Source organism: Mixta sp. BE291 (genome assembly GCF_031457955.1).
Taxonomy (GTDB): domain Bacteria; phylum Pseudomonadota; class Gammaproteobacteria; order Enterobacterales; family Enterobacteriaceae; genus Mixta.
This window is the reverse complement of sequence record NZ_JAVDXN010000004.1, coordinates 22,034-38,858: the sequence shown is the minus strand read 5'-3', so window position 1 is coordinate 38,858 and position 16,825 is coordinate 22,034. Positions and strand designations below refer to the sequence as shown.

Sequence of the window (16,825 nt, the reverse complement as noted above, 5' to 3'; positions counted from 1 at the left end):
GATCTCCAGTTAACCATAGCGGCCAGTAATATAGTCTTCAGTTTGCTTTTGATGAGGTTTAGTAAACAGCGTGTCGGTATCGCTAAACTCGATCAGTTCACCCAGATACATGAATGCGGTGTGGTCGGAACAGCGTGCCGCCTGCTGCATATTATGCGTCACGATGACCACAGTATAATCCTGTTTCAGTTCGGTAATCAGTTCTTCGATACGGCCCGTTGAAATAGGATCCAGCGCCGAGCAAGGCTCATCCAGCAACAGCACTTCTGGACGAATAGCGATGCCGCGAGCAATGCACAGGCGCTGCTGCTGACCACCAGAAAGGCTATAGCCGCTCTGATGCAGTTTGTCTTTGGTTTCATTCCACAGCGCAGCTTTGCTCAATGCCCACTGTACGCGCTCATCCATTTCGGCGCGCGGCAGCTTTTCAAACAGGCGGACGCCAAAAGCGATGTTGTCGTAAATCGACATCGGGAAGGGCGTCGGCTTCTGAAATACCATGCCGATGCGCGCGCGTAACAGTGCGATATCCTGCGCCTCGGCGAGAATGTTATCGCCATCCAGCAGGATTTCGCCTTCGGCGCGCTGCTCCGGATAAAGCGAGTACATTTTGTTAAAGGTGCGCAACAGGGTCGATTTGCCGCAGCCAGATGGGCCGATAAAAGCGGTAACCTGATTACGGGCAATTTCCAGGTTAATGTTTTTCAGCGCATGGAATTTGCCGTAATAAAAGTTCAGATCGCGAACCTGCAGTTTGCCGGGAGTCTGATTAACCATAGTCTTCTCTTTCTCTTAACGCCGCGCCGTCGAAACCACGCGGTAATTAGTGTTTCGATTTGGCGAAAATCACACGCGCCAGAATATTCAGCACCAGCACACAGAGCGTAATCAACAGTACGCCCGCCCAGGCCAGGCTCTGCCATTCCGCAAACGGGCTCATGGCAAATTTAAAAATGGTGACCGGCAGGTTAGCCAGCGGCTGCATCATGTCGGTGCTCCAGAACTGGTTCGACAATGAGGTAAACAGCAGCGGGGCGGTTTCGCCGGCAATACGTGCCACGGCCAGCAGCACACCGGTGATGATGCCGGAAATGGAAGCCTTCAGCGTAATCGCGGAAATCATCTTCCATTTTGGCGTGCCCAGCGCATAAGCCGCTTCGCGCAGGCTATCCGGCACCAGCTTCATCATGTTTTCCGTCGTGCGGATCACGATAGGAATCTGCAACAACGCCAGCGCAATCACCCCGGCCCAGCCGGAGAAGTGCTGCATCTGCGCCACTACGATGGTGTAAACAAACAGACCAACCACAATCGACGGTGCCGACAGCAGGATATCGTTGATAAAGCGAATGATTTCCGCCAGCCAGGATTTGCGGCCATATTCCGCCAGATAGATCCCGGCCATAATGCCCAGCGGCGTACCGCCCAGCGTGGCCCAAAAAATTAACAGGCCGCTGCCCGCAATAGCGTTCGCCAAACCGCCACCGGCGGTGTTGGGCGGCGGCGTCATTTCTGTAAATAGCGCCAGCGAGAAGCCATCGATACCGCGCGTGATGGTGGTAAACAGGATCCATACCAGCCAGAACAGGCCAAACGCCATGGTAAGCAGGGAGAGCGTCAGAGCAACCTTGTTACGCATGCTGCGACGCGCCTGCATTTTACGGCGTGACGCTTGCAGCTCGGTACGAGCATGTAAATCCAGCGTGGTCATGAACGCGCCCCTTCATTTTTCGCCAGCCGTAAAATCATCAGCTTGGAAATCGCCAGCACGATAAACGTGATAACAAACAGAATCAGCCCCAGCTCCATCAGCGCGGCGACATGCACGCCTGATTCCGCTTCGGCAAATTCATTGGCCAGCGCGGAAGTGATGCTGTTGCCCGGCATATAAAGCGAAACGCTGTCGAGCTGGTAGGTGTTACCGATAATAAAGGTCACCGCCATGGTTTCACCCAGCGCACGTCCCAGACCCAGCATAATGCCGCCGATCACGCCATTCTTGGTAAAGGGCAGTACGATGCGCCAGATTACTTCCCAGGTCGTACAGCCAATGCCATAGGCTGACTCTTTCATCATTACCGGCGTTTGCTCGAAAACATCGCGCATCACCGAAGCGATGTAAGGAATAATCATAATCGCAAGGATCACGCCAGCGGCGAGGATACCGATACCGAATGCCGGGCCTTCAAACAGGGCGCCAACAAACGGAATGGTAGAGAGGACGTTGCCTACCGGCGTCTGGAAATATTCAGCAAACAGCGGCGCAAAAACAAACAGCCCCCACATGCCGTAAACAATACTGGGGATAGCCGCCAGCAGTTCTATCGCCACGCCCAGCGGGCGACGCAGCCAGCCTGGTGCCAGCTCGGTTAAAAACAGCGCAATGCCAAAGCTAACCGGTACAGCGATCAACAAGGCGATAATTGACGTAACCACGGTGCCATAAATCGGCACCAGCGCACCAAAATTCTCGTTAGGCGCATCCCACTCTTTGTTCCACAGGAACGAGAAACCGAATTTCTCAATACTGGGCCAGGAGGAGATAAGCAGAGAGATAATGATGCCGCCCAGCAACAAAAGCACAATCAGCGCAGCCAGCTTAACCAGCGCACCGAAAATAATGTCACCTTGTTTTCCTGGGGCCTTAAAAGACGGCCTGGATTCAGCCATAGAAGTCTCGACAGAAGAAATTCACAGGGGCGGCATTCAGCCGCCCGGATACTGCGGGTCGGCGTTCAGCCGACCCCTGCGACGGTGTGAACACCGTTAAAGCCATTACTGGTAGAGCGCTTTGCCAGAACTGTCTTTGATCTGCGCTTTCCAGTCAGAGCGAATCTGCTCTACAACTGAATCAGGCAGCGTCGCGTAGTCCAGGCTGGTGGCGGTTTTATCGCCATCTTTGTATGCCCAATCAAAGAATTTCATTACCTCAGCGCCTTTTGCCGCGTCAGCCTGTTGTTTTTGCATCAGGATGAACGTGGTGGTGGTGATCGGCCAGGCATCTTTGCCTTTCTGATTGGTCAGGTCCTGAGCGTAGCTTTTGCTCCAGTCTACCCCTTTCGCCGCGTTGCTGAAGGTCTCTTCCGTTGGGGAAACCGGCTGACCATCCGCGTCGATCAGTTTGGTATAGCTCAGCTTGTTCTGTTTCGCGTAAGCGTATTCAACATAACCGATTGAGCCAGGCAGACGCTGAACGAAAGCGGCGATGCCATCGTTACCTTTACCGCCAAGACCGGTAGGCCAGTTAACGGTGTTGCCTTTGCCTACTTTCTCGCTCCATTCTTGATTCACTTTAGCCAGATAGCTGGTGAATACGAATGAAGTGCCTGAACCATCAGCGCGGCGAACCACGGCGATATTGGTTTCCGGCAGTTTAAGGCCTGGGTTCAGTTTGGCGATGGCCGGGTCGTTCCACTTTTTGATTTTGCCGAGGTAAATGTCACCCACGGTTTGACCATCCAGCGTGAGCTGACCAGACTGGACACCCGGCAGGTTTACCGCCAGTACTACGCCGCCAATCACAGTAGGAAACTGGAACAGGCCATTTTTTTGCAGATCTTCATCTTTCATTGGCGCATCAGACGCACCAAAATCCACTGTTTTCGCGATTATTTGCTTCACGCCGCCAGAAGAGCCAATGCCCTGATAGTTAATTTTACTGCCGGTCGCTTGCTGATAATCCGCTGCCCACTTGGCATAAACCGGAGCCGGGAACGTGCCGCCTGCGCCAGTCAGGTCAGTTGCTGCAAAAGCAGAAACCGCGCTCAGCGAGAGGGTGGCGGCAACAAGTTTGGCTACGGTGCTACGCATCAGTGTCATATTCCCTCCAGGGGAGTAAAAGTCAGGGTGTATGCCGTTGTAGTAAGAATCTGTATTGCTGCAGGAGGGAAAATAGGACAGTTTAGTGACAGCGAGATGTAGGAAATATGACAGTTTTATTACATGCAGAAACTGACCTTCAAAGTAAAATAAGAAATTTCGTACTATATAAAATAATCATCATCATTAAATTTGACGATGACATTTTTTTACACTGGTAAAAACCACATTACATATTCCATTATAGGTTGTTCATCCCTCCTGGAAAATAACGAAACGGGAGGGTGATTCTCATGGTTATTTAACCATGAAACTGTTAAGCAAATATAAATAAAGGGAATTTATGAAAAAAATTATTAATGTTATTATGTTATCTTCTGCTTTTGTCATGCTTACGCCCGTTGCACATGCGCATACAATTATCTGCTGGGGAAAAACCTGCGTAGACATTTCTGATGCCGGTACCCACCCCTAATATAGATTAAATGACTCACAAGGGAATGAAATATAATCATTCCCTTTTTAGTCACTGGATTGCGTTAACTCGATATGGATCGGCAAGGCCTGAACGTTATCATGCTCTATCTGTGCATCGATGACTTTCAGGCGACCTGTTTTCGCCACTAGCGCCAGCACTGACAGCAGGCCTGCTACACAGATAGCGAGATAATGAAGCAGAAGCAAACCGAGGCGGGAAAGCGCACGAAACAGAAAAGCATGCTTTAACAATGGAAAAAAACGCACTGAGGGAAACAGTCGCGCCTCGCTTATGAATCGCAGACACAAAAAAACCCGCTCAAGGCGGGTTTTTTATCACTAACGCTTAACTGCTCAGGCTGTTGCCTTCATCGCTATCGTAAGGGTTAGCGAGCTGTTATCAACGCTTACAGCGCAACAACATTGGTCGCTGAAGGACCTTTAGCACCGTTCTCGATAGAGAACTCAACTTTCTGACCTTCGTCTAAGGTTTTGAAATCGTTGCTCTGGATTGCAGAGAAATGTACGAATACATCTTTGCTGCCGTCCTGAGGAGTGATAAAGCCGAAACCTTTCTCAGCGTTGAACCATTTTACTAAACCAGTCATTTTATTAGACATTGATATTTCCTTGCTTGTTTTTTGAGCCACTCTTGGTGACGAATATGGTCTGCTTTGCAGATTTTTACTTATGGGGCACTTAGGAGGAGCTCACGAGGAAGGGTATCAATAGATAACGCTTGAACTGAGGACTGCTTTACTAAAACTGCTTACATAAGGTCTGTGTTTCAAACCGATGACGCTATACTAGCCTGGGTCTGCTCCCCATTGCAAGCGTTAAGTTTATTAATATTACTGTGCCGTACGGCGCGCAAAAAAAGCCGGTCTGCTGACAGAAAACATTACCGGCCTTTTCGTTTTACGCTTTCAGAACATCGTTACGTTAAAGCGGCCTTCCGTTGCCGCCTGCGGTAAGGCGTGCAGCCTTACTCCACGGTAACCGATTTCGCCAGGTTACGCGGCTGGTCCACGTCGGTGCCTTTAATCAACGCGACGTGATAAGAAAGCAGCTGCAGCGGCACGGTATAGAAGATCGGTGCGATAACCTCTTCAACATGTGGCAGAGAGATAATCTTCATGCCTTCGCTGTCGTTGAAACCCGCATCACGATCGGCAAAAACATACAGCAGACCGCCGCGTGCGCGTACCTCTTCGATGTTGGATTTCAGTTTCTCCAGCAGCTCGTTGTTCGGCGCCACCACAATGACCGGCATATCGGCATCAATCAGCGCCAGCGGGCCATGTTTTAACTCACCGGCGGCGTAGGCTTCCGCATGAATATAAGAGATCTCTTTTAACTTCAGCGCCCCTTCCATCGCGATAGGATACTGATCGCCACGGCCCAGGAACAGCGCGTGGTGCTTATCGGAGAAATCTTCGGCCAGCGCTTCAATCAGCTTGTCCTGCGCCAGCATCTGCTCAATGCGGCTCGGTAACGCCTGCAATGCATGAACAATGTCATGCTCAATCTGCGCATCGACGCCTTTCAGACGGCCAATTTTCGCCACCAGCATCAGCAATACCGTTAACTGAGTAGTAAATGCCTTGGTAGATGCAACGCCGATCTCCGTTCCGGCTTTGGTCATCAGCGCCAGGTCAGATTCACGCACCAGCGACGAGCCCGCAACGTTACAGATAGCCAGCGAGCCCAGATAACCCAACTCTTTCGACAGACGCAGCGCGGCCAGCGTATCCGCCGTTTCGCCCGACTGCGACAGGGTGATCAACAGGCTGTTTTTCCTCACCGCCGATTTGCGATAACGAAACTCAGAGGCGATTTCCACATCGCAGGGCAGGTTAGCCAGCGACTCAAACCAGTAGCGCGCCACCATACCGGAATTGTAAGAGGTGCCACAGGCAATAATCTGCACATGCTCAACCTGACTCAGCAGATCGTTGGCGTGCGCGCCCAGCTCAGACAGATCAACCTCGCCGTGACTAAAACGACCGTTCAGGGTATTTTTAATCGCGTTCGGCTGCTCGTAGATCTCTTTCTGCATGTAATGACGGTAGCCACCTTTATCGCCTGCGTCATACTGCACGGTCGATTCGATTTCGCTACGCTTGATCGCCTTGCCGTCACGGTCAACGATAGTGACTTCACGACGCGTAACCTCAGCAATATCGCCTTCTTCCAGGTAGATAAAGCGGCGGGTTACCGGCAGCAGCGCCAGCTGATCGGACGCAATAAAGTTCTCGCCGACGCCACAGCCGATAACCAGCGGGCTACCGGAACGCGCTGCAACCAGCAGTGACGGATCGCGGCTGTCCATGATCACCATGCCATACGCGCCGCGCAGCTGAGGGATCACGCGCAGTACCACTTCGCGCAGGCTGCCGCCCTGTTTCTGTTCCCAGTGGACCAAATGCGCGACGACTTCCGTATCGGTTTCTGAAGCGAAGTGATAACCGCGTTCGATCATCAGTTCACGCAGCGGCTCATGGTTTTCAATGATGCCGTTATGCACAATCACAATATGTTCGGAAACATGCGGATGCGCATTTGCTTCAGATGGCTCGCCGTGCGTTGCCCAACGGGTATGAGCAATACCGGTGCCGCCAATCAGCGGATGCTGCTCAGCAGCCTCAACCAGTTTCTGAACCTTACCGACGCGACGCAGGCGAGTGACATGCCCTTGTCTGTCGACCACCGCTAAACCCGCGGAGTCATAGCCGCGATACTCCAGGCGGCGCAAGCCTTCCAGCAGTATCTCTGCGATATCACGTTGCGCAACCGCGCCAACAATTCCACACATAAGTTCTATTCCTGACTCATGGCGCTCATGCGCCTAACGTTGTCATGACCTGATATACCAGCGGTGCTGGTTTCCCCGAGCCTTGTAGAGAGTGGGGATTAAACGCGTCATACTTCAGGCCATATGTGCGTTGGCTTTACTCAGCTCTTTGAGCCTCGCCCTAAAGGGCCGGCGATTCGCTGCGTTGCCGCCTTCATACAGCCCGAATTATTTAGCGTTATTTTTTTATGTTTACTTCTTCTTCACCGGGCGTTGCCAGCCCGATTTTTGAATTTGTTCTTTACGGTTATAGACCAGTTCACCGGCGGTGACATCTTGCATGATGGTGGTGCCCGCCGCGATAGTCGCGCCGCTGGCGACCGTTACCGGCGCCACCAGCTGCGTATCGGAGCCGACAAAAACGTTATCCCCGATCACCGTTTTAAATTTATTGGCGCCGTCATAGTTGCAGGTAATGGTGCCTGCGCCGATATTTACGCCCGACCCGATTTCGGCATCGCCCAGATAGCTCAGGTGTCCGGCCTTCGAGCCTTTGCCCAGTTTCGCTTTTTTCATCTCAACAAAGTTGCCGACGTGCGCGGCTTCGCCCAGCTGGCTGCCCGGACGCAAACGCGCAAACGGCCCAACGGTACAGGCCGCGTCCAGCTGCGCATCTTCAATCACGCTGTACGGGCTGATTTCACAGCCGTCGCCGATAACGCTGTTTTTAATGACGCAGCCTGCGCCGATCTTAACGTTGTTACCCAACGTAACCTGACCTTCGAGGATCACGTTGCTGTCGATCTCGACATCGCGGCCGTGTTGCAGCGTGCCGCGCAGATCGAAGCGCGCCGGATCGCGTAGCATAACGCCAGCCAGCAACAGTTTTTCTGCCTGTTCGGCCTGGTAAATCCGCTCAAGCCGCGCCAGCTGCAAGCGATTATTAACGCCTTCCGTTTCGCTAATGCGTGATGGCTGAACGGTAGCGATAGCCCGACCTTCTGTCGAAGCCAGCGCAATGATGTCGGTAATGTAATATTCGCCCTGAGCGTTGTTATTGGTGAGCTGACTCAACCAGCGTTTTAAATCGCCGCCGTTAGCGACCAAAATACCGGTGTTGATCTCATGAATCGCCAGCTGCTCAGGCGTTGCATCTTTTTGCTCAACGATGCCGGTGACCTCGCTGTTTTCACGCACAATACGTCCGTAACCGGTGGGATTATCCAGCGTCACGGTTAACAGGCCGATTCCGCCTGCAGGTTTCGCGGCGCACAGGCGCGTCAACGTATCCATGGTGATTAACGGTACGTCGCCGTACAGCATCAGAATATCTTCGTCATCGGCAAAGAAAGGAGCGGCCTGCTGCATTGCGTGTCCGGTTCCTAATTGCTCAGCCTGCAACACCCAGTTCAGCGCATCGTCACCCAGCGTGGCTTTCAGCCGATCGCCGCCGTGACCGTAAACCAGATTGATGGCGCGCGCGCCGACGCCTTTAGCAGCATCGATAACGTGTTGAACCATGGGCTTTCCCGCCAGAGTGTGCAGGACTTTAGGAAGATCGGAATACATGCGTGTTCCCTTGCCGGCAGCAAGGATCACCACGCTCATTGCGCTGTTAGACATAGCCATCCTGATAGAATTTTTACAGAGGAAAGTTAAACGGTTTCATCCTGAGATTACTACATTTTTCTCCTGGCGAAATTAACCGGCTTTCCGATTATAACCATGACAAAGAATGCACCGCCGTTGCTGATAAATACAACGAAAAAAGGCGTTTTTTAGTTGCTTAATTTTAGCTGTGTAGCAAGAAGGGGAGCGGGGCGGAGAACAAAAAAAATGCCAGCCCGTTTGGGCTGGCATTATTCGCTGCTGTTAAGCCTGATTACATCGCTTTCTTGGTCAGTTCGATGACGCGCAGCTTGGCAATGGCTTTCGCCAGTTCTGCCGAGGCCTGAGCATAGTCCACGTCGCCGTGTGCTTTGTGAATATGCTCTTCCGCTTTGCGTTTCGCTTCTAACGCACGCGCTTCATCAAGATCTGTGCCGCGAATCGCCGTATCAGCCAGGACGGTAACCGTACCAGCCTGTACTTCCAGCACGCCGCCAGAGAGATAGATATACTCTTCTTCGCCGTGCTGTTTAACGATGCGCACCATGCCAGGCTTAATGGCGGTCAGCAGCGGCGTGTGGCCAGGGAAAATACCCAGCTCACCTTCGCTACCTGACACCTGAATTTTCTGTACCAGACCGCTGAACATCTGCCGTTCTGCGCTGACAACATCCAGGTGATAAGTCATAGCCATTTTCAACCTCCCGAAAAACTCCCCGCACTATTAAAGACTGAGCCGCCTGGAAATTCCCGAATCACCGTCTTAAGCCAGCGATCCGGGAAATCTGTGCCGTCCCGTCCTAATAGTCAGAGGGAAGTCATTACAGTTTCTTCGCTTTTTCCACGGCTTCTTCGATGGCACCAACCATGTAGAAGGCCTGCTCTGGCAGGTGATCGAACTCACCGTCCATAATGCCTTTAAAGCCACGGATGGTGTCTTTCAGCGTAACGTATTTGCCCGGAGAACCGGTGAATACTTCTGCCACGAAGAACGGCTGAGACAGGAAGCGCTGAATTTTACGCGCGCGCGCCACCAGCAGTTTGTCTTCTTCAGACAGTTCGTCCATACCGAGGATGGCGATGATGTCTTTCAGTTCCTGGTAACGTTGCAGAATAGACTGCACGCCACGCGCGGTGTCGTAGTGCTCCTGACCAACAACCAGCGGATCCAGCTGACGGCTGGTGGAATCCAGCGGGTCAACGGCCGGGTAGATACCCAGAGAAGCGATTTGACGGCTCAGGGTAACGGTAGAGTCAAGGTGGGCGAAGGTGGTCGCCGGAGACGGGTCAGTCAAGTCATCCGCAGGAACGTAAACGGCCTGTACAGAGGTGATTGAACCAGTCTTGGTGGAGGTAATACGTTCCTGCAACACGCCCATCTCTTCTGCCAGCGTCGGCTGATAACCTACGGCAGATGGCATACGACCCAGCAGCGCGGATACTTCAGTACCGGCCAGGGTGTAACGATAGATGTTATCGATGAACAGCAGAACGTCGCGGCCTTCATCACGGAATTTTTCCGCCATGGTCAGACCGGTCAGTGCCACGCGCAGACGGTTACCCGGCGGCTCGTTCATCTGGCCATAAACCAGCGCAACTTTGTCGATTACGTTGGAGTCGGTCATTTCGTGGTAGAAGTCGTTACCCTCACGAGTACGCTCACCCACACCGGCAAATACCGAGTAACCTGAGTGCTCAGCCGCGATGTTACGGATCAGCTCCATCATGTTTACGGTTTTACCTACGCCCGCACCACCGAACAGACCAACTTTACCGCCTTTAGCAAACGGACACATCAGGTCGATAACCTTGATGCCGGTTTCCAGCAGTTCCTGCGAGTTTGACTGATCTTCGTAAGAAGGCGCAGCACGGTGAATAGAGGCGATCTCTACTTCAGTGCCGTCTTCATCTTTCAGCTCGCCTTTCATATCGATCGGCTCGCCCAGCACGTTCATGATACGGCCCAGGGTAGCTTTACCCACCGGTACCTGAATCGGCTTTTGAAGGTCAGCGACTTCCAGGCCACGTTTCAGGCCATCAGAAGTACCCATAGCGATGGTACGAACCACGCCGCCGCCCAGCTGCTGTTGAACTTCCAGCACCAGACGCGCATCACCATTTTTAACCTCAAGGGCGTTGTACACCTGCGGTACAGCGTCCTGAGGGAACTCGACGTCAACTACGGCGCCGATGATCTGGACAATCTTTCCAGTTGCCATCTTGAATCCTCTACCTAATTCGTTTCTACCCATCGTCATGGTCGTCGCAGCATTGATCGCGCGTTACGCTCAGCTGCCCGGTCAACCTGTCGGCAGCCGCGCCAGTGACGGGGTATACCTGGTTAAACCGCGGAGGCCCCCGAGACGATCTCGGTAAGTTCCTGGGTGATGCTGGCCTGACGAGCTTTGTTGTAAACCAACTGCAGCTCTTTGATCAGGTTGCCGCCGTTGTCGGTCGCCGCTTTCATCGCCACCATACGTGCGGCCTGTTCGCTGGCCAGGTTTTCCACAACACCCTGATAAACCTGAGATTCGACATAACGACGCAGCAGGGTATCCAGCAGCGATTTCGGATCGGGTTCATACAGGTAATCCCAGGTTTTTTTCTTCAACTCTTCTTCCTCTTCCGCTGGCGGTAACGGCAGCAGCTGGGTAATCGTTGGAGTCTGGGACATGGTGTTGTTAAATTTGTTGCTGACCACATACAGCTTGTCGAGACGACCTTCGTCATAGGCCTGCAGCATGACTTTTACCGGGCCGATCAGTTCAGACAGGGAAGGGTTATCACCCATACCGGTCACCTGTGCCACGACATTGCCACCTACAGAACCGAAGAAAGCCAGCCCCTTGGAACCGATAATCGCCAGATCGCTCTGAACGCCTTTATCAGACCAGGCTTTCATCTCTGCCAGCAATTTTTTGAACAGGTTAATGTTCAAACCACCACAAAGCCCGCGGTCGGTAGAAACGACCAAATAGCCGACGCGCTTAACGTCGCGCTCTTCCAGGTAAGGGTGCTTGTATTCCAGATTACCTAACGCAATGTGACCAATCACTTTGCGCATGGTTTCTGCATACGGACGGCTGGCCGCCATGCGTTCCTGCGTTTTACGCATTTTGGAGGCGGCGACCATTTCCATCGCTTTGGTGATCTTCTGCGTGTTTTTCACGCTTCCGATCTTGGTACGTATCTCTTTTGCGCCGGCCATTAGCTTCTCCTCAAAGCCTTGCGGCCTGCCTTTTCAGACAAGCCGCCAGACATTACCAGGACTGGGTTGCTTTAAACGTTTCGAGGAGGCCTTTCAGCTTCTCTTCGATATCGTTGTTGTAGTTACCAGTTTGGTTGATTTCCTGCATCAGCTCGGCGTGTTCGCGATCGGCATAGGCCAACAGCGCAGCTTCAAAGCTACCCACTTTCGCCAGTTCGACGTCGTTCAGGTAACCACGCTCAGCGGCGAACAGCACCAGACCCTGTTGGGCTACGGACATCGGCGCATACTGTTTCTGCTTCAGCAGCTCGGTCACTTTCTGACCGTGGCTCAGCTGTTTACGGGTCGCATCGTCCAGATCGGAAGCGAACTGAGAGAAGGCTGCCAGTTCACGATACTGTGCCAGCGCGGTACGAATACCACCGGACAGTTTCTTCACGATCTTGGTCTGCGCGGCACCACCAACACGGGATACGGAGATACCCGGGTTAACAGCCGGACGAATACCGGAGTTGAACAGGTTAGATTCCAGGAAGATCTGACCATCGGTAATAGAGATTACGTTGGTCGGAACGAACGCGGAAACGTCACCCGCCTGCGTTTCGATAATCGGCAGGGCAGTCAGGGAACCGGTTTTACCTTTAACTTCACCTTTGGTAAACGCTTCAACATATTCAGCGTTTACGCGGGAGGCACGCTCCAGCAGGCGAGAGTGGAGATAGAACACGTCACCCGGGAATGCTTCACGGCCCGGCGGACGACGCAGCAGCAGAGAAATCTGACGGTAAGCAACGGCCTGTTTAGACAGGTCATCGTACACGATCAGCGCATCTTCGCCACGGTCGCGGAAGTATTCGCCCATAGCGCAACCTGCGTATGGAGACAGATACTGCAGCGCAGCGGATTCAGAGGCAGAGGCAACCACCACGATGGTGTTAGCCAGTGCGCCGTGCTGTTCCAGCTTACGCACTACGTTAGCAATGGTGGACGCTTTCTGGCCGATAGCCACGTACACGCATTTGATGCCGGAATCGCGCTGGTTGATGATGGCGTCGATAGCCAGAGCGGTTTTACCGGTCTGACGGTCGCCGATGATCAGCTCACGCTGGCCACGGCCGATTGGAATCATCGCATCAACAGATTTGTAACCAGTCTGAACCGGCTGATCAACGGATTGACGATCGATAACGCCAGGCGCGATCACTTCTACCGGAGAGAAACCGTCATTTTCAATCGGGCCTTTGCCGTCGATCGGTTCACCCAGGGTGTTAACCACGCGGCCCAGCAGGCCACGGCCAACCGGAACTTCCAGGATACGGCCGGTGCATTTAACTTTCATGCCTTCGGCGAGGTCAGCATACGGACCCATAACCACTGCACCTACGGAGTCGCGCTCCAGGTTCAGGGCGATAGCGTAGCGGTTGCCCGGCAGCGCGATCATTTCACCCTGCATGACATCGGCCAGGCCGTGTACGCGGATGATGCCGTCGCTGACGGAAACAATAGTACCTTCGTTGTGAGCTTCACTCACGACATTGAACTGAGCAATGCGCTGCTTGATCAGTTCGCTGATTTCGGTGGAATTCAGTTGCATATGCTCCAGTCCCCTTAAGACTGCAAGACGTCTGCCAGACGCTCAAGACGGCCGCGTACGCTACCGTCAATGACCATATCACCCGCCTGGATGATAACGCCTGCCATTACAGACTTATCGATTTTGCAATTCAGCTTAACTTTGCGTGACAGACGCTTTTCCATTGCGGTGCTGATTTTAGTCAGCTGCTCGTCGCTCAGCGCACTGGCAGAGATGACATCCACTTCCGCGGTCGCCTCCCAGGCGTCACGCAGGTGGATGTACTGCTCCAGTACTGCCGGCAGCGCGGACAAACGTCCGTTTTCTGCCATAACCTTGATAAGGTTCTGACCTGCTTCGTCGAGTTGGTCACCACAGACTGCGATGAACGAGGCAGATAAGGTTTCCGGCGCCAAAGCACCGGAAATCAATTCGGCCATCTGTTCGTTGCTGGCGACAACTGCCGCGAATGTCAGCATTTGCTGCCAACGATCGATGCTTTGATGCTCAACGGCAAAGTCAAAAGCTGCTTTGGCGTAGGGGCGAGCTACAGTAATTAGTTCAGACATCAGCCCCTCCCTCCTTACAGTTCAGCGACCAGTTTATCTACGATGTCGCTGTTAGCAGCTTCATCCACGGAACGTTCGATGATTTTCTCGGCGCCGGCCACAGCCAGCATCGCGACTTGCTTACGCAACTCTTCACGCGCACGTTTACGCTCGGCATCAATTTCCGCCTGCGCCTGTGCCACGATCTTGTTACGTTCCTGCTCAGCTTCAGCTTTCACTTCGTCCAGGATCTGAGCGCGGCGTTTGTTCGCCTGCTCGATGATAACCTGAGCTTCTTCTTTGGCTTTTTTCAGCTGGTCGGTCGCAGTTGCCTGTGCGAGATCCAAATCTTTTTTGGCGCGTTCTGCAGAAGCAAGGCCTTCAGCGACTTCTTTCTGGCGCTTTTCGATGGCAGCCATAATCGGCGGCCATACGTACTTCATGCAGAACAGGACAAACAGGACGAACGCGATGGCCTGGCCGAGGATTGTTGCGTTAAGGTTCACAGCACAATGCCTCTTGTTAAGTTAACTTACTCTGCCGTTATCAGAGACAACCCGCAGAATCTGCTCATCGTCTGGGGCTTAACGCGCCAGGCCGATGAACTCTTGTTTGGCCCTGTCGCTTAACCCGCGACAGCAAACATCACGTACAGACCCAGACCAACAGCGATCATCGGGATTGCATCCACCAGACCCATAACAACAAAGAACTGCGTACGCAGCAGAGGGATCAGATCCGGTTGACGCGCAGCGCCTTCCAGGAATTTACCTCCGAGGATGCCGATACCGATCGCAGCACCGATTGCCGCCAGGCCCATCATCACAGCGGCAGCCATGTACAGCAGATCCATATTCAGGTTTTCCATGACAGTCTCCAGTTTGTTTCAGTTAAAACGCAGTAGTGTTAATAAAAAATCAATGTTCTTCGGATGCCATCGACAGATAGACAATCGTCAAGACCATGAAAATGAAAGCCTGCAGCGAAATGATCAGGATGTGGAAAATGGCCCAAGGCACACTCAGAACCCACTGTGACCACCACGGCAACAGACCCGCAATCAGGATAAAGATCAGTTCACCCGCATACATGTTGCCGAACAGTCGCAGACCGAGAGAGACCGGTTTAGACAGCAGGCTTACCCCTTCCAGAATCAGGTTGATGGGAATGAAAAGCGGATGATTAAAGGGTTGCAGGGTCAGCTCTTTAGCGAAACCACCAACACCTTTCATTTTGACGCTGTAGAACAGGATCAAAATAAAGACGCCCAGTGCCATTGAGAGCGTGACGTTAACGTCAGCGGACGGCACCACGCGCAGCGCAGGCAGACCAAATACATGCTCACCAATATATGGCAGGAAATCGATGGGTAGCAGATCCATAAAGTTCATCAGGAAAACCCAGACGAAAATGGTCAGCGCCAACGGGGCGATAAGTTTGCTTTTACCGTGGTACATATCGCGGACGTTGCCGTCAACGAAACCCACCACCAGCTCAATAGCAGCCTGTAATTTCCCCGGAACACCGCTGGTGACGCTATTCGCCACTTTGCGGAACAGCACCAGGAAAATCAGACCCAGCACCACGGAGAAAAACATGGAATCAATATTTAATACCCAAAACGTCGCCGGAGCGTCGTGCGGATTCACCAGCTCGAAAGTACGCAGGTCCAGCTGAAGGTTATTCAGATGGTGACCTATGTATTCTTGCGGAGTAGAGATTTCTCCTGCAGCCATGATGCCTCTTACCCTTTGTTGTTAATTACAGCCGGTGCCACAATCTGAACCACCAGCACCGATAACCAGGTTAGCCCAACCGGCACAAATACCGCGTTAAGCACGCCCAGCGCCAGAATGAGCAATAAAATGGTGACAAACACTTTCACCGCTTCACCGAGCGCGAAGCTCCAGGCTATACGCCCTTTTGCAGGGGCTTGCGCGCCCAGGCGCCAGGCCAAAATCACAAACAACACGTTTGGCAGCCAGGCTGCCAGTCCACCGGCGATGGCAGATGCGCCCCACGTGAAATCTTTAAGGGCAAAAAACAGCGCGCCGATAACGAGCAAAGTCGCCAGCTGCCATAGCAGCACGGTTCGGGCTAATTTCACACTGTAAAGAGACACTGACATGACGCTGATACTCTCCTGCCCCGTTCGGGGTATGTCGCGTGTCGTATAAAACTGCCTTTGCTCTTTTGAGTCAAGCAGCAAAAAACGAGCAAATTATACGGGCAGCACCTGCAATTTCAATCGATAAGTAGCGAAAAGGTGAACAATTATTTAAATTTCTTTCGACAGCCCTATTTTTTAAAAGTCGCTTTCAGACGAAACCGCCTGCTTATTACAACAATTCCGTCAAATTTGCGCTCATAAAGCGTGCGTTAGATCACATTTCATTAATATAATGCTGGGAAATTAAGCAGGAATAATCCTAAATAACCCGCACAAATAAAAAATAAATCCTTTATATTCAGCGGCATAATAAAGGAAAAATGCGCATATGCCGCTAAAGATAATAAATCGCTTAATTTGACACCACGATTAAAACTTCCATCAACAATATATCGTTACTTTCGCCAGGCGATAAAGTCGATATATTTTCAACTCTGGCGACTTATTGCAGTTTTGTTCGATAAGCACGTGATCACCATGATAAACATTTGTAAAATTCAGGTTAAATATTACTGAAAGTTTCAGATAATGACCACGGACCTATTTAACGCTGTTGCAACAAAAACAGTAGAAAATATGTGGGAATATTGGCAATCAAGCGACCATTTTTTAATCAGATTTAAAGCCC

The 16,825-nt window shown here is 52.3% G+C and carries 17 protein-coding genes; 1 reads left to right on the top strand and 16 read right to left on the bottom strand.

Features of this window, described 5'->3' with window-relative positions:
• Nucleotides 1–9: 9 nt before the first annotated feature.
• The 4 genes from pstB to pstS all read right to left on the bottom strand — a co-directional run bounded on the left by pstB (nucleotide 10) and on the right by pstS (nucleotide 3,819).
• The gene (pstB, locus tag J2X14_RS10330; protein ID WP_352411130.1) at nucleotides 10–777 is read right to left on the bottom strand and encodes a phosphate ABC transporter ATP-binding protein PstB; all 768 of its coding nucleotides are present in this window, start codon (nucleotides 775–777) and stop codon (nucleotides 10–12) included.
• 46 nt (nucleotides 778–823) lie between these two features.
• Nucleotides 824–1,711 (bottom strand): phosphate ABC transporter permease PstA, encoded by an 888-nt coding sequence (pstA, locus tag J2X14_RS10325; protein ID WP_352411129.1) that lies wholly within the window; start codon nucleotides 1,709–1,711, stop codon nucleotides 824–826.
• Nucleotides 1,708–2,670 carry a phosphate ABC transporter permease PstC gene (gene pstC / locus J2X14_RS10320; RefSeq protein WP_352411128.1) on the bottom strand — a complete coding sequence of 321 codons (963 nt, stop codon included), beginning with the start codon at nucleotides 2,668–2,670 and terminating at the stop codon, nucleotides 1,708–1,710. Before pstC ends, pstA begins: the two co-directional genes overlap by 4 nt.
• 105 nt (nucleotides 2,671–2,775) lie before the next feature.
• Nucleotides 2,776–3,819 (bottom strand): phosphate ABC transporter substrate-binding protein PstS, encoded by a 1,044-nt coding sequence (gene pstS / locus J2X14_RS10315; RefSeq protein ID WP_352411127.1) that lies wholly within the window; start codon nucleotides 3,817–3,819, stop codon nucleotides 2,776–2,778.
• A gap of 343 nt (nucleotides 3,820–4,162) precedes the next feature.
• Here pstS and J2X14_RS10310 point away from each other — a divergent pair, with 343 nt between their 5' ends.
• Nucleotides 4,163–4,294 carry a hypothetical protein gene (locus J2X14_RS10310; protein ID WP_352411126.1) on the top strand — a complete coding sequence of 44 codons (132 nt, stop codon included), beginning with the start codon at nucleotides 4,163–4,165 and terminating at the stop codon, nucleotides 4,292–4,294.
• 409 nt (nucleotides 4,295–4,703) lie between these two features.
• On the opposite strand, the gene cspG is transcribed toward J2X14_RS10310, so the two are convergent.
• The 12 genes from cspG to atpI all read right to left on the bottom strand — a co-directional run bounded on the left by cspG (nucleotide 4,704) and on the right by atpI (nucleotide 16,155).
• Nucleotides 4,704–4,916: a cold shock protein CspG gene (cspG, locus tag J2X14_RS10305; protein WP_085069158.1), complete on the bottom strand. Its 213-nt coding sequence runs from the start codon at nucleotides 4,914–4,916 to the stop codon at nucleotides 4,704–4,706.
• 365 nt (nucleotides 4,917–5,281) lie between these two features.
• A complete protein-coding gene (gene glmS / locus J2X14_RS10300) occupies nucleotides 5,282–7,111 on the bottom strand; it encodes a glutamine--fructose-6-phosphate transaminase (isomerizing) (protein ID WP_352411125.1) in 1,830 nt (609 codons plus the stop codon).
• A gap of 231 nt (nucleotides 7,112–7,342) precedes the next feature.
• Nucleotides 7,343–8,713 (bottom strand): bifunctional UDP-N-acetylglucosamine diphosphorylase/glucosamine-1-phosphate N-acetyltransferase GlmU, encoded by a 1,371-nt coding sequence (gene glmU, locus J2X14_RS10295; protein ID WP_352411124.1) that lies wholly within the window; start codon nucleotides 8,711–8,713, stop codon nucleotides 7,343–7,345.
• 259 nt (nucleotides 8,714–8,972) lie between these two features.
• On the bottom strand, nucleotides 8,973–9,392 hold the full coding sequence (locus J2X14_RS10290; protein ID WP_352411123.1) for a F0F1 ATP synthase subunit epsilon: 420 nt from the start codon (nucleotides 9,390–9,392) through the stop codon (nucleotides 8,973–8,975).
• 127 nt (nucleotides 9,393–9,519) lie between these two features.
• Entirely contained in the window at nucleotides 9,520–10,917 is a 1,398-nt protein-coding gene (gene atpD / locus J2X14_RS10285) for a F0F1 ATP synthase subunit beta (RefSeq protein ID WP_352411122.1), read from the bottom strand.
• A gap of 122 nt (nucleotides 10,918–11,039) precedes the next feature.
• Nucleotides 11,040–11,906 carry a F0F1 ATP synthase subunit gamma gene (gene atpG, locus J2X14_RS10280; protein ID WP_352411121.1) on the bottom strand — a complete coding sequence of 289 codons (867 nt, stop codon included), beginning with the start codon at nucleotides 11,904–11,906 and terminating at the stop codon, nucleotides 11,040–11,042.
• Nucleotides 11,907–11,958: 52 nt separating this feature from the next.
• Entirely contained in the window at nucleotides 11,959–13,500 is a 1,542-nt protein-coding gene (atpA, locus tag J2X14_RS10275; RefSeq protein WP_352411120.1) for a F0F1 ATP synthase subunit alpha, read from the bottom strand.
• A gap of 14 nt (nucleotides 13,501–13,514) precedes the next feature.
• Nucleotides 13,515–14,048: a F0F1 ATP synthase subunit delta gene (gene atpH / locus J2X14_RS10270; RefSeq protein ID WP_352411119.1), complete on the bottom strand. Its 534-nt coding sequence runs from the start codon at nucleotides 14,046–14,048 to the stop codon at nucleotides 13,515–13,517.
• A gap of 14 nt (nucleotides 14,049–14,062) precedes the next feature.
• Nucleotides 14,063–14,533, bottom strand: coding sequence for a F0F1 ATP synthase subunit B (atpF, locus tag J2X14_RS10265; RefSeq protein WP_103060313.1), 471 nt, complete (start codon nucleotides 14,531–14,533; stop codon nucleotides 14,063–14,065).
• 119 nt (nucleotides 14,534–14,652) lie between these two features.
• Nucleotides 14,653–14,895, bottom strand: a complete 243-nt coding sequence (gene atpE / locus J2X14_RS10260) for a F0F1 ATP synthase subunit C (protein ID WP_038629267.1) — start codon at nucleotides 14,893–14,895, stop codon at nucleotides 14,653–14,655.
• 49 nt (nucleotides 14,896–14,944) lie between these two features.
• Entirely contained in the window at nucleotides 14,945–15,763 is an 819-nt protein-coding gene (gene atpB / locus J2X14_RS10255) for a F0F1 ATP synthase subunit A (RefSeq protein WP_085069185.1), read from the bottom strand.
• 8 nt (nucleotides 15,764–15,771) lie between these two features.
• Entirely contained in the window at nucleotides 15,772–16,155 is a 384-nt protein-coding gene (gene atpI / locus J2X14_RS10250; RefSeq protein WP_103060315.1) for a F0F1 ATP synthase subunit I, read from the bottom strand.
• Nucleotides 16,156–16,825: the final 670 nt, after the last annotated feature.